Annotated in this window: 19 protein-coding genes and 8 pseudogenes; 24 read left to right on the forward strand and 3 right to left on the reverse strand. The window is 39.5% G+C overall.

The features are described from left to right. Positions 1-1,023, forward strand: a pseudogene (gene lytB, locus HT693_RS04190) (endo-beta-N-acetylglucosaminidase); the annotation flags it as partial. 55 nt (positions 1,024-1,078) lie between these two features. Here the strand turns inward: lytB and pavA are convergent. Next, positions 1,079-2,734: an Rqc2 family fibronectin-binding protein PavA gene (gene pavA, locus HT693_RS04195; protein WP_172924931.1), complete on the reverse strand. Its 1,656-nt coding sequence runs from the start codon at positions 2,732-2,734 to the stop codon at positions 1,079-1,081. Between the two features lie 104 nt (positions 2,735-2,838). Here pavA and ybeY point away from each other — a divergent pair, with 104 nt between their 5' ends. The 13 genes and pseudogenes from ybeY (at position 2,839) to HT693_RS04260 (ending at position 12,350) form a co-directional block, all read left to right on the forward strand. Beyond that, a complete protein-coding gene (ybeY, locus tag HT693_RS04200) occupies positions 2,839-3,336 on the forward strand; it encodes an rRNA maturation RNase YbeY (RefSeq protein WP_000275156.1) in 498 nt (165 codons plus the stop codon). Next, positions 3,317-3,712 carry a diacylglycerol kinase gene (locus tag HT693_RS04205; RefSeq protein WP_023939135.1) on the forward strand — a complete coding sequence of 132 codons (396 nt, stop codon included), beginning with the start codon at positions 3,317-3,319 and terminating at the stop codon, positions 3,710-3,712. The genes ybeY and HT693_RS04205 overlap by 20 nt, the downstream gene beginning before the upstream one ends. 16 nt (positions 3,713-3,728) lie before the next feature. Continuing rightward, the gene (gene era, locus HT693_RS04210; protein WP_023939134.1) at positions 3,729-4,628 is read left to right on the forward strand and encodes a GTPase Era; all 900 of its coding nucleotides are present in this window, start codon (positions 3,729-3,731) and stop codon (positions 4,626-4,628) included. 48 nt (positions 4,629-4,676) lie between these two features. Next, positions 4,677-5,501: a DNA-formamidopyrimidine glycosylase gene (gene mutM, locus HT693_RS04215; RefSeq protein WP_138705055.1), complete on the forward strand. Its 825-nt coding sequence runs from the start codon at positions 4,677-4,679 to the stop codon at positions 5,499-5,501. Next, positions 5,501-6,106 carry a dephospho-CoA kinase gene (coaE, locus tag HT693_RS04220; RefSeq protein ID WP_031222577.1) on the forward strand — a complete coding sequence of 202 codons (606 nt, stop codon included), beginning with the start codon at positions 5,501-5,503 and terminating at the stop codon, positions 6,104-6,106. Before mutM ends, coaE begins: the two co-directional genes overlap by 1 nt. A gap of 13 nt (positions 6,107-6,119) precedes the next feature. Next, positions 6,120-7,263: pseudogene (locus tag HT693_RS04225) on the forward strand (multidrug efflux MFS transporter); the annotation flags it as partial. A gap of 36 nt (positions 7,264-7,299) precedes the next feature. Further along, a pseudogene (locus HT693_RS04230) lies at positions 7,300-7,998 on the forward strand (transposase family protein); the annotation flags it as partial. Positions 7,999-8,100: 102 nt separating this feature from the next. Continuing rightward, positions 8,101-8,208, forward strand: a pseudogene (locus HT693_RS04235) (IS5/IS1182 family transposase); the annotation flags it as partial. Positions 8,209-8,240: 32 nt separating this feature from the next. After that, positions 8,241-9,068 (forward strand): HAD family hydrolase, encoded by an 828-nt coding sequence (locus HT693_RS04240; RefSeq protein ID WP_138705056.1) that lies wholly within the window; start codon positions 8,241-8,243, stop codon positions 9,066-9,068. A gap of 49 nt (positions 9,069-9,117) precedes the next feature. Then, positions 9,118-9,704, forward strand: a pseudogene (locus HT693_RS04245) (SGNH/GDSL hydrolase family protein). Between the two features lie 83 nt (positions 9,705-9,787). Further along, entirely contained in the window at positions 9,788-10,513 is a 726-nt protein-coding gene (locus tag HT693_RS04250; RefSeq protein ID WP_138705057.1) for a CppA family protein, read from the forward strand. Beyond that, complete coding sequence (locus HT693_RS04255; protein WP_138705058.1) at positions 10,510-11,445, forward strand: serine hydrolase domain-containing protein; 936 nt, start codon at positions 10,510-10,512, stop codon at positions 11,443-11,445. The genes HT693_RS04250 and HT693_RS04255 overlap by 4 nt, the downstream gene beginning before the upstream one ends. An 8-nt stretch (positions 11,446-11,453) precedes the next feature. After that, the gene (locus HT693_RS04260; protein ID WP_138705059.1) at positions 11,454-12,350 is read left to right on the forward strand and encodes a DMT family transporter; all 897 of its coding nucleotides are present in this window, start codon (positions 11,454-11,456) and stop codon (positions 12,348-12,350) included. A gap of 149 nt (positions 12,351-12,499) precedes the next feature. Here HT693_RS04260 and HT693_RS04265 read toward each other — a convergent pair whose 3' ends face one another. Beyond that, positions 12,500-13,198, reverse strand: a complete 699-nt coding sequence (locus HT693_RS04265; RefSeq protein ID WP_000936194.1) for a GntR family transcriptional regulator — start codon at positions 13,196-13,198, stop codon at positions 12,500-12,502. Between the two features lie 254 nt (positions 13,199-13,452). Here HT693_RS04265 and guaA point away from each other — a divergent pair, with 254 nt between their 5' ends. After that, entirely contained in the window at positions 13,453-15,015 is a 1,563-nt protein-coding gene (gene guaA, locus HT693_RS04270) for a glutamine-hydrolyzing GMP synthase (RefSeq protein ID WP_023936410.1), read from the forward strand. Between the two features lie 286 nt (positions 15,016-15,301). Here guaA and HT693_RS04275 read toward each other — a convergent pair whose 3' ends face one another. Beyond that, positions 15,302-16,201, reverse strand: a complete 900-nt coding sequence (locus HT693_RS04275) for a site-specific DNA-methyltransferase (RefSeq protein ID WP_345890521.1) — start codon at positions 16,199-16,201, stop codon at positions 15,302-15,304. Here HT693_RS04275 and HT693_RS04280 point away from each other — a divergent pair. The 9 genes and pseudogenes from HT693_RS04280 to HT693_RS04320 all read left to right on the forward strand — a co-directional run. Beyond that, positions 16,144-16,329: pseudogene (locus tag HT693_RS04280) on the forward strand (U32 family peptidase C-terminal domain-containing protein); the annotation flags it as partial. The gene HT693_RS04275 and the pseudogene HT693_RS04280 sit on opposite strands and share 58 nt — an antisense overlap. Before the next feature lie 335 nt (positions 16,330-16,664). Next, a pseudogene (locus tag HT693_RS04285) lies at positions 16,665-17,556 on the forward strand (ABC transporter ATP-binding protein). 15 nt (positions 17,557-17,571) lie between these two features. Continuing rightward, a complete protein-coding gene (locus HT693_RS04290) occupies positions 17,572-18,300 on the forward strand; it encodes a hypothetical protein (protein WP_138705060.1) in 729 nt (242 codons plus the stop codon). Positions 18,301-18,680: 380 nt separating this feature from the next. Then, a complete protein-coding gene (locus HT693_RS04295; protein ID WP_001107500.1) occupies positions 18,681-18,890 on the forward strand; it encodes a helix-turn-helix transcriptional regulator in 210 nt (69 codons plus the stop codon). After that, positions 18,880-19,368, forward strand: coding sequence for a DUF6773 family protein (locus HT693_RS04300; protein WP_000247408.1), 489 nt, complete (start codon positions 18,880-18,882; stop codon positions 19,366-19,368). The genes HT693_RS04295 and HT693_RS04300 overlap by 11 nt, the downstream gene beginning before the upstream one ends. Positions 19,369-19,483: 115 nt before the next feature. Next, on the forward strand, positions 19,484-20,944 hold the full coding sequence (locus HT693_RS04305; protein ID WP_172924933.1) for a nicotinate phosphoribosyltransferase: 1,461 nt from the start codon (positions 19,484-19,486) through the stop codon (positions 20,942-20,944). After that, positions 20,941-21,765 carry an ammonia-dependent NAD(+) synthetase gene (gene nadE / locus HT693_RS04310; protein ID WP_138705062.1) on the forward strand — a complete coding sequence of 275 codons (825 nt, stop codon included), beginning with the start codon at positions 20,941-20,943 and terminating at the stop codon, positions 21,763-21,765. The genes HT693_RS04305 and nadE overlap by 4 nt, the downstream gene beginning before the upstream one ends. A 295-nt stretch (positions 21,766-22,060) precedes the next feature. Continuing rightward, a complete protein-coding gene (locus HT693_RS04315) occupies positions 22,061-22,612 on the forward strand; it encodes a GNAT family N-acetyltransferase (protein WP_000643818.1) in 552 nt (183 codons plus the stop codon). A gap of 630 nt (positions 22,613-23,242) precedes the next feature. Then, positions 23,243-23,653, forward strand: a pseudogene (locus HT693_RS04320) (hypothetical protein); the annotation flags it as partial. Positions 23,654-23,707 lie beyond the last annotated feature (54 nt).

A 23,707-nucleotide genomic window follows, 5' to 3' on the forward strand; every position in this document is an offset into this window, starting at 1 on the left:
GAATGGATTTGGGATAAGGAGTCATGGTTTTACCTCAAGTCTGATGGCAAAATGGCTAAAAAAGAATGGGTCTACGATTCTAAAAGTCAAGCCTGGTACTACTTCAAATCCGGTGGCTACATGGCGAAAAATGAGACAGTAGATGGTTATCAGCTTGGAAGCGATGGTAAATGGCGTGGAGAAAAAGCTACAAATGAAAATGCTGCTTATTATCAAGTAGTACCAGTCACAGCAAATATCTATAATGCAGATGGTGAAAAGCTCTCCTATATATCGCAAGCTAGTGTTGTTTGGCTAGATAAGGATAGAAAAAGTGATGACAAGCGCCTGGCTATTACTATTTCTGGTTTGTCAGGCTATATGAAAACAGAAGATTTACAAGCGCTAGATGCTAGTAAGGACTTTATCCCTTATTATGAGAGTGATGGCCACCGTTTTTATCACTATGTGGCTCAGAATGCTAGTATCCCAGTAGCTTCTCATCTTTCTGATATGGAAGTAGGCAAGAAATATTATTCGGCAGATGGCCTGCATTTTGATGGTTTTAAGCTTGAAAATCCTTTCCTTTTCAAAGACTTGACAGAGGCTACAAACTATAGTGCTGAGGATTTGGATAAGGTATTTAGTTTGCTAAACATTAACAATAGCCTCTTGGAAAATAAGGGAGCTACCTTTAAGGAAGCCGAAGAACATTACCATATCAATGCCCTCTATCTCCTTGCCCATAGTGCTTTAGAAAGTGATTGGGGACGAAGTAAGATTGCCAAAGATAAGAATAATTTCTTTGGAATTACAGCCTATGATACGACCCCTTACCTTTCTGCCAAGACATTTGACGATGTGGATAAAGGTATTTTAGGAGCAACCAAGTGGATTAAGGAAAATTATATCGATAGGGGCAGAACTTTCCTTGGAAACAAGGCATCTGGTATGAATGTGGAATATGCCTCAGACCCTTATTGGGGCGAAAAAATTGCTAGTGTGATGATGAAAATCAATGAGAAATTAGGTGGCAAAGATTAGTCCTATAATTGGATATGATTTGAGTATAAGTTAAAAATCCTGATTTCAAATAAAATCAGGATTTTTTCATGGATGCGATTTTTTCTGGATCTGGTGTGACACGGAGGGTCTTTTGTCCTGTGTAAGTGACAAAGCCGGGTTTTCCGCCAGTTGGTTTATTGAGTTTCTTGACTTCAATCATATCTACCTGGACCAGATTTGACAGGCGACCTTGAGAGAAGTAGGCTGCAAGTTCTGCTGCGTCTGTCTTGACTTCATCAGATGGGTCAAGATTGCCTGAGATGACAACATGGCTTCCAGGAATGTCCTTGGCATGGAACCAAAGTTCCTCCTTGCGGGCCATTTTAAAGGTTAGTTCCTCATTTTGCAGGTTATTGCGGCCAACATAGATGATGGTTTTGCCATCGCTTGCTAGATATTGTTCTGGTTTTTTACGTTTCTGGATTTTTTCTCTCTGTCTTCTACGGATAAAGCCGGTTTGAATCAATTCTTCACGGATTTCAGCGATTTCTTCCAGTCCAGCTTGGTTGAGGACAGTTTCGACACTTTCCAGATAGAGAATGGTTGCCTTGGTTTCCTCAATCAGATCAGTCAAGTATTTGACAGCTTCTTTGAGTTTCTGGTACCGTTTAAAATAGCGTTGGGCATTCTGGTTGGGAGTCAAGGCCTTATCAAGCGCAATGGTGATAGGTTGATTAGTGTAGTAGTTGTCTAGGATAACCTGGTCTTGGTCGTTAGGCACTTGGTGGAGGAAGGTTGTCAGCAATTCTCCTTTTTGGCGAAATTCTTCAGCATTGTCTGTCGCCAGTAACTCTTTTTCCTGTTTTTTCAGCTTATGTCGATTTTTCTGCAGTTCGTTTTCAACACGGCGAATGAGTTCACTGGCTTGTTGTTTGACACGGTCTCGCTCAGCCTTGTCCTTATAGTAGGTGTCCAACAAATCAGAAAGACTGGAAAAAGGCTCTCCCACTTGATTTTCAAAAGGAACTGGACTGAAAGAAGTCTCAGTCAAGCATGGTTTGGTTTCTTGATGGAAAAAGTTTCGGAAAGTGGAAAGTTTTTCACTAACCAGTATGCTTTCCAATTCATTTGCCGTATCGCGTCCCAGACCTTGAAAGAAGCTTTGAAGATTTTTAGCTGTCGTTTCCTGTGTTTGCAGGATTTCAAAGAGTTTCTCGTCCTTGATTGTAAAAGGATTGAGAGATTCCGTACTTGGCGGAGCGATGTAGGTCGACCCAGGAAGCAAGGTACGGTAGCTATTTTGTGAAAAGCCAACGTGTTTGATAACTTCGAGGATTTTATGACTGCTTTTATCGACCAGTAGAATATTACTGTGTTTCCCCATAATTTCGATAATCAAGGTAGCCTGGATATGGTCTCCAATCTCGTTTTTATTGGAAACTGTCATTTCCACAATACGGTCATTTTCCACTTGCTCAATCGACTCAATCAGGGCCCCCTGCAAATACTTTCTCAAAATCATGATAAAGGTAGAAGGTTGGGCTGGATTTTCAAAAGTCGTTTGGGTCAGCTGAATGCGTCCAAAAACTGGATGGGCAGAAAGGAGCAGGCGATGGCTTTGGCGATTGCTGCGGATTTGCAAGACCAACTCTTGTTCAAAAGGCTGATTGATTTTCTGGATGCGACCATTCACTAATTCGCTTCGCAATTCCTCAACTATGTGGTGTAAAAAAAATCCGTCAAATGACATCGTTCTCTCCTTGTGATTGTATTCCATAGTATTATATCAAAAAGGTAGAATAAAATCATGGAAATGTGGTATAATAAAGCCAAGTAAAGAGAAACGAGAAGCACATGTATATTGAAATGGTAGATGAAACTGGTCAAGTTTCAAAAGAAATGTTGCAACAAACCCAAGAAATTTTGGAATTTGCAGCCCAAAAATTAGGAAAAGAAGACAAGGAGATGGCAGTCACTTTTGTGACCAATGAGCGTAGTCATGAACTTAATCTGGAGTACCGTGACACCGACCGTCCGACAGATGTCATCAGCCTTGAGTATAAACCAGAATTGGAAATTGCCTTTGACGAAGAGGATTTGCTTGAAAATCCAGAATTGGCAGAGATGATGTCTGAGTTTGATGCCTATATTGGGGAATTGTTCATCTCTATCGATAAGGCTCATGAGCAGGCCGAAGAATATGGTCACAGCTTTGAGCGTGAGATGGGCTTCTTGGCAGTACACGGCTTTTTACATATTAACGGCTATGATCACTACACTCCGGAAGAAGAAGCGGAGATGTTCGGTTTACAAGAAGAAATTTTGACAGCCTATGGACTCACAAGACAATAAACGAAAATGGAAAAATCGTGACTTGATATCCAGTTTAGAATTTGCTTTGACAGGTATTTTTACTGCTATCAAGGAAGAATGCAATATGCGAAAACACGCAGTGACGGCTCTAGTGGTCATCCTTGCAGGTTTTGTTTTTCAGGTGTCACGAATCGAATGGCTCTTTCTCCTATTGAGCATTTTCTTGGTAGTAGCCTTTGAGATTATCAACTCTGCTATTGAAAATGTGGTGGATTTGGCCAGTCACTATCACTTTTCCATGCTGGCTAAAAATGCCAAGGATATGGCGGCTGGCGCGGTATTAGTGGTTTCTCTTTTCGCAGCCTTAACAGGCGCATTGATTTTTCTCCCACGAATCTGGGATTTATTATTTTAAACAGTAAGAGGAAATTATGACTTTTAAATCAGGCTTTGTAGCCATTTTAGGACGTCCCAATGTTGGGAAGTCAACCTTTTTAAATCACGTTATGGGGCAAAAGATTGCCATCATGAGTGACAAGGCGCAGACAACGCGCAATAAAATCATGGGAATTTACACGACTGATAAAGAGCAAATTGTCTTTATCGACACACCAGGGATTCACAAGCCTAAAACAGCTCTCGGAGATTTCATGGTTGAGTCTGCCTACAGCACCCTTCGCGAAGTGGACACCGTTCTTTTCATGGTGCCTGCTGATGAAGCGCGTGGTAAGGGGGACGATATGATTATCGAGCGTCTCAAGGCTACCAAGGTTCCTGTGATTTTGGTGGTGAATAAAATCGATAAGGTCCATCCAGACCAGCTCTTGTCTCAGATTGATGACTTCCGTAATCAAATAGACTTTAAGGAAATTGTTCCAATCTCAGCCCTTCAGGGAAATAATGTGTCTCGTCTAGTGGATATTTTGAGTGAAAATCTGGATGAAGGTTTCCAATATTTCCCGTCTGATCAAATCACAGACCATCCAGAGCGCTTCTTGGTTTCAGAAATGGTTCGCGAGAAAGTCTTGCACCTAACTCGTGAAGAGATTCCGCACTCTGTCGCAGTAGTAGTGGATTCTATGAAACGAGATGAAGAGACAGACAAGGTTCACATCCGTGCAACCATCATGGTCGAGCGCGATAGCCAAAAAGGGATTATCATCGGTAAAGGTGGCGCTATGCTTAAGAAAATCGGTAGTATGGCCCGTCGTGATATCGAACTTATGCTAGGAGACAAGGTCTTCCTAGAAACCTGGGTCAAGGTCAAGAAAAACTGGCGCGATAAAAAGCTAGATTTGGCTGACTTTGGCTATAATGAAAAAGAATACTAAGTAGAGGTGGGCTCATGCCTGCTTCTTGTTTTTACAGAAGGAGGACTTATGCCTGAATTACCTGAGGTTGAAACCGTTCGTCGTGGCTTAGAAAAATTGATTATAGGAAAGAAGATTTCGAGTATAGAAATTCGCTATACCAAGATGATTAAGACAGATTTGGACGAGTTTCAAAAGGAAGTGCCTGGTCAGATTATTGAGTCAATGGAACGTCGGGGCAAATATTTGCTTTTTTACCTGACAGACAAGGTCTTGATTTCCCATTTGCGCATGGAAGGCAAGTATTTTTATTATCCGTATCAGGTTCCCGAACGCAAGCATGCCCATGTTTTCTTTCAGTTTGAGGACGGTGGCACGCTTGTTTATGAGGATGTTCGCAAGTTTGGTACTATGGAACTCTTGGAGCCTGACCTTTTGGAAGCCTACTTTATTTCTAAAAAATTAGGTCCTGAACCAAGCGAACAAGACTTTGATGTGCAGGTCTTTCAAGCTGCCCTATCCAAGTCTAAAAAGCCTATCAAATCCCATCTTTTAGACCAGACCTTGGTAGCTGGCCTTGGGAATATCTATGTGGATGAGGTTCTCTGGCGAGCTCAGGTTCATCCGGCTAGACCTTCCCAGACTTTGACAGCAGCAGAAGCGACAGCTATTCATGACCAGACCATTGCTGTATTGGGACAGGCTGTTGAAAAAGGTGGATCCACCATTCGGACCTATACCAATGCCTTTGGAGAAGATGGAAGCATGCAGGATTTTCATCAGGTCTATGATAAGACTGGTCAAGAATGTGTACGCTGTGGTACCATCATTGAGAAAATTCAACTAGGCGGACGAGGCACCCACTTTTGTCCAAACTGTCAAAGGAGGGACTGATGAGAAAAATCATCGGAATCACTGGGGGAATTGCCTCTGGTAAGTCAACTGTGACAAATTTTCTAAGAAAGCAAGGTTTTCAAGTAGTGGATGCCGACGCAGTCGTCCACCAACTACAGAAACCTGGTGGTCGTCTGTTTGAGGCTCTAGTCCAGCACTTTGGGCAAGAAATCATCCTTGAAAACGGAGAACTTAATCGCCTTCTCCTAGCTAGTCTTATCTTTTCAAATCCTGAAGAACGAGAATGGTCTAAGCAAATCCAAGGAGAGATTATCCGTGAAGAGTTGGCTACTTTGAGAGACCAATTGGTTCAGACAGAAGAGATTTTCTTCATGGATATTCCCCTACTTTTTGAGCAGGACTACAGCGCTTGGTTTGATGAGATATGGTTGGTCTATGTGGACCGAGATGCTCAAGTAGAACGCTTAATGAAAAGGGACCAGTTGTCCAAAGATGAAGCTGAATCTCGTCTGGCAGCCCAGTGGCCTTTAGAGAAAAAGAAAGATTTGGCCAGCCATGTTTTAAACAACAATGGAAATCAAGACCAGCTTCTCACTCAGGTACGTATCCTGCTTGAGGGAGGTAAGCAAGATGACAGAGATTAACTGAAAAGATAATCTGCGCATTGCCTGGTTTGGTAATTTTCTGACAGGAGCCAGTATTTCTTTGGTTGTGCCTTTTATGCCCATCTTTGTGGAAAATCTAGGTGTTGGGAGTGAGCAAGCTGCTTTTTATGCAGGTTTAGCTATTTCTGTCTCTGCCATTTCCGCGGCGCTCTTTTCTCCTATCTGGGGAATCCTTGCTGATAAATACGGTCGAAAACCCATGATGATTCGTGCTGGTCTGGCCATGACTATCACTATGGGAGGCTTGACCTTTGTGCCAAATATTTATTGGCTAATCTTTCTTCGTTTACTGAATGGTGTATTTGCGGGTTTTGTTCCCAATTCAACGGCCTTGATAGCCAGTCAGGTTCCCAAGGAGAAATCAGGCTCTGCCTTAGGTACTTTGTCTACAGGTGTAGTTGCAGGTACTCTAACTGGTCCCTTTATTGGTGGCTTTATCGCAGAATTATTTGGCATTCGTACAGTTTTCCTACTGGTTGGTAGTTTTCTGTTTTTAGCCGCTATTTTAACTATTTGCTTTATCAAGGAAGATTTTCAACCAGTAGCCAAGGAAAAGGCCATCCCAACAAAGGAATTATTTACATCAGTTAAATATCCCTATCTCTTGGTCAACCTTTTTCTGACCAGTTTTGTTATCCAATTTTCAGCCCAATCAATCGGTCCTATCTTAGCTCTGTATGTACGCGACTTAGGGCAGACAGAGAATCTTCTTTTTGTATCTGGTTTGATTGTATCCAGTATGGGCTTTTCCAGCATGATGAGTGCAGGAGTTATGGGCAAGCTAGGTGACAAGGTGGGCAATCATCGTCTCTTGGTTGTCGCCCAGTTTTATTCAGTCATCATCTATCTTCTCTGTGCCAATTCCTCTAGTCCCCTTCAACTAGGACTCTATCGATTCCTCTTTGGCTTGGGAACCGGTGCGCTGATACCTGGGGTCAATGCCCTTCTCAGTAAGATGACACCCAAAGCTGGTATTTCGAGGGTCTTTGCCTTTAATCAGGTATTCTTTTATCTGGGAGGTGTCGTTGGTCCTATGGCAGGTTCTGCAGTAGCAGGACAATTTGGCTACCATGCAGTCTTTTATGCGACAAGCCTTTAGTTGTCTCTTTAACCTGCTTCAATTTCGAACATTATTAGACTTCCTGCGAAACAATATATGGTATAATAGTTCTATGGATTATGAAGCAAGTGAACAACTAACTGATGCACGATTTAAGCTCCTGGTTGGTGTTCAGTGCACGACTTTTGAAGAGATGTTAGCTGTATTAAAAAGAGATTATCAAGGTAAACACGCAAAAGGGGGACGAAAACCTAAACTAAGCCTAGAATACCTTCTTATGGCGACTTCAATATGTGCGAGAATATCGAACTTATGAAGAAATTGCGGCTGATCTTGGTATCCACGAAAGCAACTTAATCCGTTGGAGCCAATGGGTTGAAGTAACTCTTGTTCAAAGGTGGTGTTGCGATTTCAAGAACTCCTCTCAGTTCTGAGGACACGGTAATGATTGATGCGACGGAAGTAAAAATCAATCGTCCTAAAAAAACAATTAGCGAATGATTCTGGTAAAAAGAAATGCCACGCTATGAAGGCTCAGGCGATTGTCACAAGCCAAGGGAGAATTGTTTCTTTGGAGATCACTGTGAACTATTGTCATGATATGAAGTTGTTCAAAATGAGTCGCAGAAATATCGGACAAGCTGGTAAAATCTTGTCTGACAGTGGTTATCAAGGGCTCATGAAGCTATATCCTCAAGCGCAAACTCCGAGGAAATCCAGCAAACTCAAGCCGCTAACAGCTGAAGAGAAAGCCTGTAACCATGCGCTATCTAAGGAGAGAATCAAGGTTGAGAATATTTTTGACAAAGTATAGTAGATTGAAACTAGAATAGTACACCTCTACTTCTAAAACATTGTTAGAAATCGATTTGACTGTCTTGATCGATTTGTCCTGTTCTTATTTCATTTCACTATAAAAACGTTTAAAATATCTTCAACAACCTATCGAAATCATCGTAAACACTTCGGATTACGAATGAATTTGATTGCTGGTATTATCAATCATGAACTAGGATTCTAGTTTTGCAGGAAGTCTAATCAAGAGGAAAGTAAATGACGATTAAGGTAATTGCGACAGATATGGATGGGACCTTGCTGGATGCTAGAGGCCAGCTTGATCTCCCACGCTTGGAAAAGATTGTGGATCAGTTGGATCAAAGGGGGATTCGTTTTGTCATCGCGACAGGGAATGAAATTCACCGCATGAGGCAACTACTGGAGCACTTGGTGGATCGAGTGGTTCTGGTTGTTGCCAATGGTGCTCATATTTTTGAAAACAATGAATTGATTCAGGCTCAGACTTGGGATGATGCCATTGTCGATAAGGCTTTGGCTCATTTCGAGGGTCGAGCGTGTCAGGATCAATTTGTTGTAACAGGGATGAAGGATGGTTTCGTCAAGGAAGGTACCATTTTTACAGACCTTGAAAGTTTTATGACTCCAGAAATGATTGAAGAATTCTACCAACGAATGAATTTTGTGGATGAATTAACCTCTGACCTCTTTGGTGGTGTGCTCAAGATGAGTATGGTTGTTGGTGAGGAACGTTTGAATTCGGTATTGGAAGAAATCAATGACCTCTTTGATGGCCGTGTTCGGGCTGTATCGAGTGGCTATGGTTGCATTGATATCCTCCAAGCTGGAATTCATAAAGCATGGGGCTTGGAAGAATTACTCAAGCGTTGGGACTTGAACCCCCAACAAATCATGGCTTTTGGCGATAGTGAAAATGATGTTGAAATGCTTGAAATGGCTGGAATTGCCTATGCGATGGAAAATGCTGATGACAAAGCCAAAGCTGTGGCGACGGCTCTAGCGCCAGCCAATAGCCAAGGAGGAGTTTACCAAGTATTGGAAAACTGGTTAGAAAAAGGAGAATGAAGTAGCAGTACAGTTATTAGAAAATTGGTTACTAAAGGAACAAGAAAAAATCCAAACCAAGTATCGTCACCTAAATCAGGTTTCAGTTGTAGAGCCAGATATTCTTTTTATTGGGGATTCCATTGTCGAATATTATCCTCTGCAGGAGTTGTTTGGGACTTCAAAGACAATTGTCAATCGAGGAATTTGTGGCTATCAGACAGGACTGTTATTAGAGAATCTGGATGCGCATCTGTACGGTGGGGAGGTAGATAAAATTGTCCTTTTAATTGGGACGAACGATATTGGAAAAGATGTGCCTGTGAATGAGGCTCTCAATAATCTCGAAGCTATCATCAATCCATTGCTCGCGATTATCCACTGACTGAGATAAAATTACTTTCCATTTTGCCAGTTAATGAAGGCGAGGAGTATAAGCAGACAGTCTATATCCGCACGAATGAAAAAATTCAGAACAGGAATCACGCCTATCAAGAGCTTGCTTCTGCCTATATGCAGGTGGAATTTTTGTCAGTTTTTGACAGTTTGACAGACCAGGCGGGCCAACTAAAAAAAGAATATACAACTGATGGACTGCACCTCAGTATTGCTGGTTATCAGGCTTTGTCAAAAGCCTTGAAAGACTATCTTTACTAAATAGCTAAATAATGTTAAATTTGAGCATAATATCTTGTAAAAAATTCTAAAATCCTTTAAAATAAAAAGTGACGGAGGAATTTATGAATGTAAATCAGATTGTACGGATTATTCCTACTTTAAAAGTTAATAATAGAAAATTAAATGAAACATTTTATATTGAAACCCTTGGTATGAAGGCCTTGTTAGAAGAGTCAGCCTTTCTGTCACTAGGTGATCAAACAGGTCTAGAAAAGCTGGTTTTAGAAGAAGCTCCAAGTATGCGTACTCGTAAGGTAGAGGGAAGAAAAAAACTAGCTAGATTGATTGTCAAGGTGGAAAATCCCTTGGAAATTGAAGGACTCTTATCTAAAACGAATTCGATTCATCGATTATATAAAGGTCAAAATGGCTACGCTTTTGAAATTTTTTCACCAGAAAATGATTTGATTTTGATTCATGCGGAAGATGATAGAGCAAGTCTAGTAGAAGTAGGAGAAAAGCCTGAATTTCAAACAGATTTGGAATCAATCTCTTTAAGTAAATTTGAGATTTCTATGGAATTACATCTCCCAACGGATGTCGAAAGTTTCTTGGAAGTATCTGAAATTGGGGCGTCACTTGGTTTTATACCAACTCAGGGGCAGGATTTGACTGTGGACAATACGGTTACTTGGGACTTATCTATGCTCAAGTTCTTGGTCAATGAACTAGATATAGCAAGTCTACGCCAGAAATTTGAGTCTACCGAATATTTTATTCCTAAGTCTGAAAAATTCTTCCTTGGAAAAGATAGAAATAATGTTGAATTGTGGTTTGAAGAAGTATGAAGTGGACCCAGATTATTAAAAAAATAGAAGAACAAATCGAGGCAGGGATTTATCCCGGAGCCTCTTTTGCGTATTTTAAGGACAATCAATGGACGGAGTTCTATATTGGCCAGAGTCACCCAGAGCATGGCTTGCAGACTGAGGCAGGACTAGTTTATGACCTAGCTAGTGTCAGCAAGGTTGTTGGCGTTGGCACCGTTTTTACCTTCTTGTGGGAAAAAGGTCAATTAGATATTGACAGACCGGTAACAGATTTTTTAGCTGAGAGTGATTATCCAGACATCACTATTCGCCAGCTCTTGACTCACGCAACAGATCTTGATCCTTTTATTCCCAATCGTGATCTTTTAACAGCCCCTGAATTAAAGAAAGCGATGTTTCATCTCAAGAGACGAAGTCAGCCAGCCTTTCTTTATTCAGATGTCCATTTTTTGCTTTTGGGTTTTATTTTGGAAAGAATCTTTAATCAAGACTTGGATGTGATTTTACAGGAGCAAGTTTTGAAACCTTGGGGAATGACGGAAACCCAGTTTGGGCCTGTTGAGCTTGCTGTTCCAACAGTTAGAGGTGTCGAGGCAGGTCTGGTACATGATCCCAAGGCTCGCCTCTTGGGCAGACATGCAGGTAGTGCTGGTTTGTTTTCGACTGTAAAGGATTTACAAATCTTTTTAGAACACTATTTAGCAGATGATTTTGCAAGAGATTTGAGTCAAAATTTTTCACCTTTGGATGACAAGGAACGTTCTTTGGCATGGAATTTGGCAGGAGATTGGCTAGACCATACGGGCTATACAGGTACCTTTATCATGTGGAATCGTCAGAAGCAAGAAGCGGCCATTTTCCTATCGAATCGTACCTATGAAAAGGATGAGAGGGCTCAATGGATTGTAGACCGCAATCAAGTGATGAACTTGATTCGCAAAGAAGAGTAAGGAGAGACATGTCAAATAGTTTAAAAGGGACTTTACTAACAGTTGTGGCAGGGATAGCTTGGGGCTTGTCAGGAACGAGTGGCCAATACCTGATGGCACACGGAATTTCAGCTCTGGTCTTGACCAACTTGCGCCTTTTAATCGCTGGTGGAATTCTCATGCTCTTGGCTTATGCCACTGCAAAGGATAAAATGCTGGCCTTTTTAACGGATAAGAAGAGTTTGCTGTCTCTTCTTATTTTTGCTCTAATTGGTCTATTCCTCAACCAATTCGCCTATCTAACTGCTATTCAGGAGACCAATGCAGGTACCGCGACAGTACTTCAGTATGTTTGTCCTGTCGGAATTTTGATTTATAGCTGTATCAAGGATAAGGTGGTACCGACACTGGGAGAGATAGGTTCTATCATATTAGCCATCGGAGGGACCTTCCTGATCGCCACTCATGGGCAGGTGGACCAGTTATCCATGACACCTGCAGACCTGTTTTGGGGTCTCTTTTCTGCTCTGACTTACGCACTTTATATCATTTTACCCATAGCCTTGATTAAGAAGTGGGGGAGCAGTTTGGTCATTGGTGTGGGAATGGTTATAGCAGGTTTGGTTGCCCTTCCTTTTACAGGAGTTCTACAGACTACTATCCCAACAAGTCTTGATTTTCTCCTCGCTTTTGCGGGCATTATCCTTATCGGGACTGTCTTTGCCTATACAGCCTTTCTAAAAGGAGCCAGTCTGATTGGGCCGGTCAAGTCAAGTTTGTTGGCTTCAATTGAGCCAATTTCGGCTGTTTTCTTTGCTTTCCTAATCATGAATGAACAATTTTATCCCATTGATTTTCTTGGTATGGCAATGATATTGTTTGCTGTAACCCTGATTTCTTTGAAAGATTTAGTCTTAGAAAAATAAAAAGACTCTTTGTCGTCCGTGACAGAGAGTTTTTGCGTAGTATTTTATACTCAATAAAAATCAAAGAGCAAACTAGGAAACTAGCCGCAGACTGTACTTGAGTACGGCAAGGCGACGTTGACGCGGTTTGAAGAGATTTTCGAAGAGTATTAATTGTTTTCAAGATAAAATTCAAAACGTTCGCCTACATATTGACTTTTTACGTATTCAAAAGCAGTACCATCTTCTAGGTAGGAAACCTGAGTCAGACCAAGAATAGCATGTCCTTTTTCAACTTCTAAATAGTGGGCGATTTTTTCCTTAGCAAGGCGAGCATAGATGGTCTGATGTGATTTACCAATACGGTAGCCATGTTTTTGCAGTGTTTGGAAGAAATGACTAGTGATTTCTTCTTTTTTAAAGTCCTTAATGAATTTTTCAGGAATAGAAGCAACTTCATAAACCAGAGGAACTTTGTCGGCATAGCGGACCCGCTCCATTCGGATAATATTTTCGGTAGGAGAAATTCCTAGCTTGGCAACTTCCTGCTCATTGGGAATGGTTTTTCTGTAGGAAATGAGCTGGCTAGAGGGTACTTTACCTTGGGACTTAACAATTTCAGTAAAACTGGTTGTCCCTCGCATCTTTTCTTGTACCCGAGTACTGGACACAAAGGTGCCACTTCCAACTCTGCGCTCTAAAACACCTTCTTCAACCAATAGAGATACGGCTTGGCGGAGGGTCATGCGGCTGACCGAAAACTGCTCTGCTAAATCTCTTTCACTGGGAAGCCTCTCACCAATAGCCCAACGGTGCTCGTCAATATCCTTTTTAATCTGATCGTGGATTTTCATATAAGCAGGTAGCATATTTTTCACTTCATTTCTATCTTTTCTCTATTGTACCCCAATAAACTAGAAAAAGTCAAACTTCGCCTTGTTTATACTCTTCGAAAATCTCTTCAAACCACGTCAGCTCTATCTGCAACCTCAAAGCAGTGCTTTGAGCAACCTACGGCTAGCTTCCTAGTTTGCTCTTTGATTTTCATTGAGTATTAGTTGGTAATTCGCCCTTATTTGTGATAGAATATTGGAAAAGATATTTCTTTTGAGAAAGGAAAAAGATGAGCAACATTTCAACTGATTTGCAAGATGTAGAAAAAATCATCGTATTGGACTATGGTAGCCAATACAACCAGCTGATTTCACGCCGTATCCGTGAGATTGGTGTTTTTTCGGAACTAAAAAGCCATAAAATTTCAGCTGCTGAAGTTCGTGAAATCAATCCTGTAGGAATTATCCTATCAGGTGGTCCAAACTCTGTATACGAAGATGGTTCATTTGATATTGACCCAGAAATCTTCGAACTTGGAATTCCAATTTTGGGAATTTGTTATGGTATGCAGTTATTGACCCATAAACTTGGAGGAAAAGTTGTTCCTGCAGGTGATGCTGGAAATCGTGAATACGGTCAATCAACCCTAACACACACACCATCATCTCTTTTTGAATCAACACCTGATGAACAGACTGTATTGATGAGCCATGGTGATGCAGTTACCGAGATTCCTGCTGCCTTTGTTCGTACAGGTACATCAGCTGACTGCCCATACGCAGCCATCGAAAACCCAGATAAACACATTTACGGTATCCAGTTCCACCCAGAAGTTCGTCATTCTGTATACGGAAATGATATCCTTCGTAACTTTGCCCTTAACATCTGTAAGGCTAAAGGCGACTGGTCAATGGATAACTTCATCGATATGCAGATCCAAAAAATCCGTGAAACCGTCGGTGATAAACGTGTCCTTCTTGGCCTTTCAGGTGGGGTTGACTCTTCAGTTGTTGGAGTTCTTCTCCAAAAAGCGATTGGCGATCAATTGATCTGTATCTTCGTGGATCACGGTCTTCTTCGTAAAGGAGAAGCGGACCAAGTTATGGACATGCTTGGTGGTAAGTTTGGTTTGAATATCGTCAAAGCAGACGCAGCTAAACGTTTCCTTGATAAACTTGCAGGAGTTTCTGACCCTGAACAAAAGCGTAAAATCATCGGTAACGAGTTTGTCTATGTCTTTGATGACGAAGCAAGCAAGCTCAAAGATGTGAAATTCCTTGCTCAAGGAACTCTTTATACAGACGTTATCGAGTCTGGTACGGATACAGCTCAAACTATCAAGTCACACCACAACGTGGGTGGTCTTCCAGAAGACATGCAGTTTGAATTGATCGAACCATTGAATACTCTTTACAAGGACGAAGTTCGTGCCCTTGGTACAGAGCTTGGTATGCCAGACCATATCGTATGGCGCCAACCATTCCCAGGACCAGGACTTGCGATCCGTGTCATGGGTGAAATCACTGAAGAGAAACTTGAAACTGTTCGTGAGTCGGACGCTATTCTTCGTGAAGAAATTGCTAAAGCAGGTCTTGACCGTGATATCTGGCAATACTTCACGGTCAATACAGGCGTTCGTTCAGTTGGGGTTATGGGTGACGGTCGTACGTACGACTACACAATTGCAATCCGTGCTATCACCTCTATCGATGGTATGACTGCTGACTTTGCCAAAATTCCATGGGATGTCCTTCAAAAAATCTCTGTACGTATCGTAAACGAAGTGGATCATGTTAACCGTATCGTCTACGATATTACAAGTAAACCACCTGCAACAGTTGAGTGGGAATAAGAAAAATTACAATAAAAAGGCTTTGAAATCAATGTTTCAGAGCATTTTTGTTCTTTCTGTAAATAATTTGCAAACTATAGTAACTGTTGACTTTTACTTAACCATTTTTCGATTGTAAGTTCAAAATGGTCAACTACTATTATATTTTCAGGAATCGTATCAAAATCAAATAATAAATTATCTGAATGAGTTTTTATAACTACTCCAAAATCAAGTTTTTTGGAGTTTATAGCATTCTGTAATAAAGAGATACTTTCATTCAGACATTCATTATTTTTTTGAATTTTTATAGGTATCGGTTTTTTTGAAAATGTTTAGGTAAAAAACCATCAATTCCTTTATTTCTTTGAACAATTTTTGCCTGTAATAATTTAAGAATGTTTTCCTCTTCCTCAGTTTTGGTTCTATATGCTTCGATTCCTTTATTCAATAAATTTGAACTTGTTTTTATAACATTTTCCAGACGTTGCTGAGTTATATTGATAGCTTCCTCAGATAAATCAATCCCCATATAATTTCTATTCAAAATCTTGGAGGCTACTAAAGTAGTTCTACTTCCACAGAACGGGTCTAAAACTATATCATTTTTATCAGTAGCAATCTTTATAATTTGTTCTAATAACAGAATAGGTTTTTGTGTAGGATAACTTACTCTTTCTTTAGCTTTTGGATTAAGAAATGGTATATTCCAAACATCTGAAAGGGGAACTCCATTTTTCTCTTTTGCTAGAAGATAGTTACCATTATTATCAACTTTATATATAGTTTTAGAGTTTCCATCTCGTTTTCGTTCCACTAGTATTTGGTCGATATTTGTAGTAGAAGAATACTCTGTAAAAATTGTATTAAATTTAAAATCTTTTGACTTTGAATAAAAGTAAATGTTTTGATGATTGTTCAATAATCCCTTTTTTGAATTAGACCACCGTTTATAGTTCCATATAATTTCGCTTTGAAACATATCTGCTCCAAAGATATTATCTAAAATTAATCTAATATGATGATTTGCAATTTTATCACAATGAACGAAAATACTGCCACTATTTTTTAGCACTCTTTTGCATTCTTCTAATCTTACAGATAAAAATTCTTTGTAATCCTCAATCGAAGTCCATGTATCTTCAAATTGAAACCTATATTGAGGATCTTCACGATGCCAAAGGCAATAAAATCGACCGTGCTCCAAATCCAATGGAACTCTTGACTATTAAAGTCCCACAACCTGTTCAAGCTGGAGACATGGTTCGAGCTCTTAAAGAGGGTCTCATCAATCTTTATAAGGAAGATGGAACCAGCGTCACAGTTCGTGCTTAATGTAGTTGTTTAGTTTTAAAAAATTATGCAAAGCTCCATATACAACACTTAAACGAGATTAAAGAATGGCGAAATCCCTTGATGCGCAAGAGATTAGCTGTCCTTTTTTATTTTTTAAGTGATAAAGTCGGAGCTTAGGTATCAAAGCCTATCAAATTAAACAAAGAAGTGATGTCGTCGATATTTTGAAATCCTATATTTAAACTTAACACTCTCTATTTTTTATGGTAGAGAGTTTTTTGTTAATAAAATTTTACAAAATGACATTTATATATTGCAATAAGTTAGATATATGATATAATGTTGTTAAAAAGATGCGCAACTTTTTAAAATTAATGAGAATCAAAGAGAAAACCAAGAATATTAATGGAGGAATAAAAAATGGAAGTTATAAATGTAAGTAAGCATTATGGTCATTCAATCATTCTCAAAGATATAAATTTTGCACTTAACAAGGGTGAAATTGTTGGTCTAGTAGGGAGAAACGGAGTTGGTAAGAGTACATTGATGAAAATTCTTGTTCAGAATAATCAACCGACTTCAGGGAATATTATAAGTAGTGATAATGTTGGGTATTTAATTGAAGAACCAAAATTATTTTTATCTAAAACAGGTTTAGAGAATTTAAAATATCTGGCAAACTTATATGGTGTTGACTACAATCAAGAAAGATTTAGAAGTTTGATCCAAGAGTTAGATTTGACTCAGTCTATTAATAAAAAAGTAAAGACCTATTCTTTGGGTACAAAACAAAAATTAGCTTTGCTTCTAACTCTCGTTACGAAACCTGATATATTGATTTTAGATGAACCGACTAATGGTTTAGATATTGAATCATCACAAATAGTTTTAGCGGTTCTAAAAAAATTAGCTTTAAATGAAAACGTGGGAATTTTAATATCGAGTCATAAATTAGAAGACATTGAAGAAATTTGTGAGAGGGTTCTTTTCTTGGAGAGCGGGCTTTTGACATTTCAAAAAGTAGGAAAAGATAGTCATAATTTCTTGTTTGAGATAGCTTTTTCATCAGCTACAGATAGAGACATTTTCATTACCAAACAAGAATTTGGGGATATTGTTCAGGAAGAGGGACTGAGAATTACTATGTCTGGGAATATTCAAAGTAGTGAGCTTTTTAAATTTTTTAACGAAAACTCTATTAAAGTAGTTGATTTTGAAACTAAAAAAGAGACGCTTAAAGATATTTACTTAAATCGTTCAAAATAAAGGAAGGTTATAATCATGAAATTAAATAAATTGAATTTTCTTAAGGAAAATATAAGAAATTTATATTCATCAGGCGTAATATATCTCAGTTTGCTTATCTCGTTTATACCGCCGATATTGCTTACATTCTTTATTCTAAAGACTCAAGAGACATCGCTTGGTATTAAGCATATTTCAAACTTTTATGCTATGCTCGGTATGTTAATGGCTGTTATACATGCTAATCGAATTATTAGCAGGGATTTTTCCTACAATACGATCAGTTTATTTTATAATCAACAGAAAAATCGGATGTTTTACGTCTTGTCCAATTTTCTATATGCCATCTCAGTTTCCATTATCTATGCTTTGAATGGTATTGTGTTACTAGTCATCGTAAGTAAATTGGGTGTTCCAGGTGATTTAGGATTAGATTTTATAGTAGCCATTGTAGTCAATACAATTTTGTTAGTCCTATTTTATTTTCTATTATCTTACATTTTCTATTTATACAAATTGAAAAGTGGCTTAGTATTTGGTATTTTAGTAGCTTTACTACTCTTTATCCCTAATATATTAAATACGATGATGATGAATACTAGTAATGATTTGTTTATCAAAGCAATTGAACTTCTTCCTTTTTATTCCTTACCTGTATTTGTGGCTTCAAATACGATGTCTATTAGTCAGTATCTTGTGGTAATCACTATAATCATTTTATTGTACTTTTTCACTCTCAAGAAAAGCAAGGAGTATTCATTTTAGTTTTATTTAGTATTATTTTGCAGACTGCAAATCCAGCAAAAAAATCAGTCATCTTGCTATGCTCTTACTCTTGTTGTGTACACGTTTTTGTCTTATGCTAGACTCATTTCCAAAAGCATTATATAATAGTGATATGAAATCAACTAAATAAGAAATACAAGCAATCAAAACTTGTTTAAAAGACCCTACCAAAGCTAATACTAAACAAAAAATCAAATAGCAAACTAGGAAGTTTATTTCAAACAATCCAACATACTGATTTTAGGCTGAAGATAATATTGGAGTGTAAATTCATGGGGTTATAATAAATAGCTGACAGCTTGTGTTAGTTTAGGATTTTTTAAGAGTAGATGAGTATTAAAACTATAAGGAGGACGCAGGTGGCTAAAAATTTAAAATTAAAATTAGCTCGTGTAGAGCTTGATTTAACACAAGGTCAACTGGCAGAGGCTGTTGGTGTGACACGCCAGACTATTGGTTTGATAGAGGCGGGAAAATATAATCCCAGTCTCTCGCTCTGCCAGTCCATTTGCAGATGTTTAGGGAAAACCCTAGACCAACTATTTTGGGAGGAAGAAGATGGTAAATAAATTCATTCATTATCAATTACTTGACGAAAGAGAAGAACAACTAATCAATAAAGCTGGGGCAGAGTCTTTTTCACTCTTTATTGGACTTGTGCTTCTAAGCTATTTGGTGGCTGTATTAGCTCCCTCTCTTTTTAATCCGAATTTTCTAGTCTATACTCTGATAGTAGGAATTTTCTTCTTTTTCAACCGTGCCCGTTATCTGGGAGTGACCTACTATAGTCGTTTTCATTTTACGATTTTGGGTTGTTTTTTCCTAACCTTGGCGATTACGGCTCTTTTGATGTTGCAGAATTATCAATTCAACATAGAAATTTATCAGCACAATCCTTTGAACGTTAAATACCTGTCTGCTTGGGCAATTACTTATGTCATTTACCTTCCTTGGGTTTTTATCGGCAATCTTGGTCTGAAGAGCTATGGCGAATGGGCTCAGAAAAAGTTTGAACAAGATATGGATGAACTGGAGAGTGGAGAATAGCTTGTTACTCTTTTCTCAATCCAGCCAAAATGTGTTATAATAGTACTAATTTATTGGAACACATGAAAGTTCTTGAAAATTTTCATGGGTTTCTAGCTAAGGAAGTAGGAAAAGTATGTATCCAGATGATAGTTTGACATTGCACACGGACTTGTACCAGATCAACATGATGCAGGTTTACTTTGACCAAGGGATTCACAATAAAAAGGCGGTTTTTGAGGTTTATTTCCGCCAACAGCCTTTTAAGAATGGCTATGCGATTTTTGCAGGTTTGGAAAGAATTGTGAACTATCTTGAAGACTTGCGTTTTTCAGATAGTGATATAGCCTATTTGGAGTCGCTTGGTTATCATGGGGCGTTCTTGGACTATCTCCGCAATTTCAAGTTGGAGTTGACCGTTCGTTCTGCCCAAGAAGGGGATTTAGTTTTTGCTAATGAACCGATTGTGCAGGTGGAAGGCCCTCTAGCCCAATGTCAGTTGGTCGAAACGGCTCTTTTGAACATCGTCAACTACCAGACCTTGGTGGCGACGAAGGCAGCTCGTATTCGTTCGGTTATCGAAGATGAACCCTTGATGGAGTTTGGGACACGTCGGGCTCAAGAAATGGATGCGGCCATCTGGGGAACACGCGCAGCGGTGATTGGTGGCGCCAATGGAACCAGCAACGTGCGTGCGGGTAAGCTCTTTGACATTCCTGTTTTGGGAACCCATGCCCATGCCTTGGTACAGGTTTATGGCAATGACTATGAAGCTTTCAAGGCTTACGCTGCGACCCACAAAAATTGTGTCTTTCTTGTGGATACCTATGACACCCTTCGCATCGGTGTACCAGCTGCCATTCAGGTGGCGCGTGAGCTGGGTGATCAGATTAACTTTATGGGTGTGCGGATTGACTCTGGGGATATTGCCTACATTTCTAAGAAAGTCCGTCAGCAACTGGACGAGGCTGGATTTACAGAGGCTAAGATTTATGCTTCTAATGATTTGGACGAAAATACCATCCTCAATCTCAAGATGCAAAAGGCCAAGATTGACGTCTGGGGTGTGGGAACCAAGCTGATTACAGCCTATGACCAGCCGGCTCTTGGGGCGGTTTACAAGATTGTTGCAATCGAAGATGAAAATGGGAACATGCGCAATACAATCAAGCTGTCAAATAATGCGGAAAAAGTGTCTACGCCAGGTAAGAAGCAGGTGTGGCGCATTACCAGTCGTGAAAAAGGCAAGTCAGAGGGTGATTACATCACTTATGACGGCGTAGATGTTGCCAGTATGACAGAAATCAAGATGTTCCATCCGACTTATACCTACATCAAGAAGACCGTTCGTAATTTTGACGCTGTTCCTCTCTTGGTGGATATCTTCAAAGACGGGAAATTGATTTACAACCTGCCTAGCTTAACTGAGATTCAGGCTTATGCTCGTAAGGAATTTGACAAGCTTTGGGATGAGTACAAGCGTGTGCTCAATCCGCAGCATTATCCAGTGGATTTGGCGCGTGATGTATGGCAAGACAAGATGGACTTGATAGACAAAATGCGTAAGGAAGCCCTTGGTGAAGGAGAAGAAGAATGAGTTTGCAAGAAACGATTATCCAAGAACTGGGCGTGAAACCAGTGATTGATGTCCAAGAAGAAATCCGTCGTTCTATTGATTTCTTAAAAAGATACCTGAAAAAACATCCCTTTCTTAAAACTTTTGTGCTAGGGATTTCTGGAGGGCAGGACTCGACTTTGGCAGGTCGTTTGGCTCAACTAGCTATGGAAGAACTGCGAGCAGAAACGGGAGACGACAGCTACAAATTTATCGCTGTCCGCCTGCCTTATGGAGTACAAGCCGATGAAGCAGACGCTCAAAAAGCCCTAGACTTCATCCAGCCAGATGTCAGTTTAGTCGTCAATATTAAGGAATCAGCTGACGCTATGACAGCTGCTGTTGAAGCGACAGGTAGTCCTGTTTCAGATTTTAACAAGGGCAATATCAAGGCTCGTAGTCGTATGATTGCCCAATATGCCCTTGCGGGTGCCCATAGTGGAGCGGTCATTGGGACAGACCACGCCGCGGAAAATATCACAGGTTTCTTTACCAAGTTTGGTGACGGTGGTGCAGATATTTTACCACTGTTCCGTCTCAATAAACGTCAAGGAAAACAACTATTGAAGGAACTTGGTGCAGATCCAGCCCTTTATGAAAAAATCCCAACAGCAGACCTAGAAGAAGACAAACCAGGCCTAGCTGACGAAGTAGCCCTCGGAGTCACTTATGAAGAGATTGACGACTACCTAGAAGGCAAAACAATCAGCCCAGAAGCCCAAATCACTATCGAAAATTGGTGGCACAAAGGCCAACACAAACGCCACCTACCCATCACCGTATTCGATGATTTTTGGGAGTAAAAACCTCCAGTGGAGGTTTTTACCCCGAGCATGGAAACAGGTAAGCGAGGAAGGTCCGGGGGACCTTGAACCCCGAGTTTAGAAATAAGAAAATGAGGTAGAATCGGTAACTAGAAGAGTTCGATTTCGTCGTCTCACCCCCGCAACGATGACTAGGTTTGAAAAAGCTTGCTAGAGCGTATTTCAAACCAGACAGCGACTGCGTCAAGAAATTAGAAGACAAACTCGTTTTCTAGCTGTTACTGAGTTGAGCCTTTTTACTACGAGCATAGAAATAAGGAAGTGAGGTAGCATCATGAAAGCTATCGGTACGCAAATATTACAGACAGAACGTTTGATTTTAAGAAGATTTGTGGAGAGTGATTCAGAAGCTATGTTTCAAAATTGGGCTTCATCCGCTGAGAATCTGACCTATGTTACCTGGGATCCCCATCCTGATGTCGAGGTGACTCGAAATTCGATTCGTAACTGGGTTGCTTCCTATACTAATCCCAACTATTACAAATGGGCTATTTGTCTCAAAGAAAACCCAGAGCAAGTGATAGGAGATATCAGCATCGTTGCAATAGATGAGAACAATTCTTCTTGTGAAATTGGCTATATTTTAGGAAAAAACTATTGGGGTCGTGGTCTTATGACAGAGGCCTTAAAAGCTGTCTTGGACTTTTGTTTTACTCAAGTAGGATTTCAAAAAGTCAAAGCTCGATATGCCAGTCTCAATCCAGCTTCAGGTCGTGTCATGGAGAAGGCTGGAATGTCCTATCTACAAACGATTGTTAATGGTGTAGAGAGAAAAGGCTATCTTGCGGATCTTATTTATTATCAGATAAGTAGGGAAGAATGTTGAATTCTATTTTCTGTTTCTATCGAAGTCAACTATTTATTGTAAATATAATAAATGGCATTCTAAGTTTATTTGCAACTTTAAAATAGCATATTGATTAGTACAAGACAGATGTTCTAGTTCCTTCTTTAATCTGGTTTAGTATTAGTTAAAAAATCGCTTTAAGCTTGTAACTAAGAGGGAGCTAATCGACTAGATTCTCCAGCCGAACAGGTGGTAATGTGCTTTTTATAGTGTAATCCTAGCTGTTGTTAAATTTAAAATAGAATCCTCTATCGAGTTAGGGAATTAAATTCAACCAATTTTATTTATGTTTTTTCTATCAAATTATCTAATATTAAAATAGTCTCATTCTGATGAGAAAACTATTCTATTTATACTGCATAGTTGTATAAGGAATGATGAAAGATGAGTGAAAGTTATCAAGTTGGAATGTTTGTATCTAAATATATTAGCATGTATTTAGATAAGATGTCTGCAATCCTTTATATATGAGATTGATTACGATATAGTTAAAGTGTTAGTTCAATAATTAATATATCATTTTAAGTTTATTTGATGTATGAAACATATTGTTTAACATTTGCCAGAAAATATGCTATACTAAGTAGTAACTTTTAGAAGGAGGATGTAATGGCAAAATCTAATACCAATAAGCGCTATGCATTACGTAAACTCGGAAAGATTTTTGGTTCTGTGATAGTCGGGCTAACTTTATTTTTAGGAGGAATCCTGAATACAAGTTTTGTTCATGCTGCTGATGGGATTCAATATGTCAGAGATGATACTAGAGATAAAGAAGAGGGAATAGAGTATGATGACGCTGATAATGGGGATATTATTGTAAAAGTAGCGACTAAACCTAAGGTAGTAACCAAGAAAATTTCAAGTACGCGAATTCGTTTTGAAAAAGATGAAACTAAAGACCGTAGTGAAAATCCTGTTACAATTGACGGAGAGGATGGCTATGTAACCACGACAACGACCTACGATGTTAATCCAGAGAATGGTCATGTCACTGGAGCGTCGTGCCTGGAAAGAGAATAAGCCAAGGAGACGGTTACAGAGGTTGCAGCAAAGATAGAGAATAATCGTGCA

This window comes from Streptococcus sp. 2154 (assembly GCF_013277255.1).
Classification (GTDB): domain Bacteria; phylum Bacillota; class Bacilli; order Lactobacillales; family Streptococcaceae; genus Streptococcus; species Streptococcus pseudopneumoniae.

Bases quoted from the DNA above. Each gene is read 5' to 3' on its own strand.
- HT693_RS04255 (WP_138705058.1), top strand. From the start codon at position 10,510: ATGAAGTGGACCCAGATTATTAAAAAAATAGAAGAACAAATCGAGGCA.
- era (WP_023939134.1), top strand. From the start codon at position 3,729: ATGACTTTTAAATCAGGCTTTGTAGCCATTTTAGGACGTCCCAATGTT.
- HT693_RS04265 (WP_000936194.1), bottom strand. From the start codon at position 13,198: ATGCTACCTGCTTATATGAAAATCCACGATCAGATTAAAAAGGATATT.
- pavA (WP_172924931.1), bottom strand. From the start codon at position 2,734: ATGTCATTTGACGGATTTTTTTTACACCACATAGTTGAGGAATTGCGA.
- HT693_RS04250 (WP_138705057.1), top strand. From the start codon at position 9,788: ATGAATGTAAATCAGATTGTACGGATTATTCCTACTTTAAAAGTTAAT.
- guaA (WP_023936410.1), top strand. From the start codon at position 13,453: ATGAGCAACATTTCAACTGATTTGCAAGATGTAGAAAAAATCATCGTA.
- HT693_RS04240 (WP_138705056.1), top strand. From the start codon at position 8,241: ATGACGATTAAGGTAATTGCGACAGATATGGATGGGACCTTGCTGGAT.
- HT693_RS04260 (WP_138705059.1), top strand. From the start codon at position 11,454: ATGTCAAATAGTTTAAAAGGGACTTTACTAACAGTTGTGGCAGGGATA.
- HT693_RS04300 (WP_000247408.1), top strand. From the start codon at position 18,880: ATGGTAAATAAATTCATTCATTATCAATTACTTGACGAAAGAGAAGAA.
- HT693_RS04205 (WP_023939135.1), top strand. From the start codon at position 3,317: ATGGACTCACAAGACAATAAACGAAAATGGAAAAATCGTGACTTGATA.
- HT693_RS04305 (WP_172924933.1), top strand. From the start codon at position 19,484: ATGTATCCAGATGATAGTTTGACATTGCACACGGACTTGTACCAGATC.
- coaE (WP_031222577.1), top strand. From the start codon at position 5,501: ATGAGAAAAATCATCGGAATCACTGGGGGAATTGCCTCTGGTAAGTCA.
- ybeY (WP_000275156.1), top strand. From the start codon at position 2,839: ATGTATATTGAAATGGTAGATGAAACTGGTCAAGTTTCAAAAGAAATG.
- mutM (WP_138705055.1), top strand. From the start codon at position 4,677: ATGCCTGAATTACCTGAGGTTGAAACCGTTCGTCGTGGCTTAGAAAAA.
- nadE (WP_138705062.1), top strand. From the start codon at position 20,941: ATGAGTTTGCAAGAAACGATTATCCAAGAACTGGGCGTGAAACCAGTG.
- HT693_RS04290 (WP_138705060.1), top strand. From the start codon at position 17,572: ATGAAATTAAATAAATTGAATTTTCTTAAGGAAAATATAAGAAATTTA.
- HT693_RS04315 (WP_000643818.1), top strand. From the start codon at position 22,061: ATGAAAGCTATCGGTACGCAAATATTACAGACAGAACGTTTGATTTTA.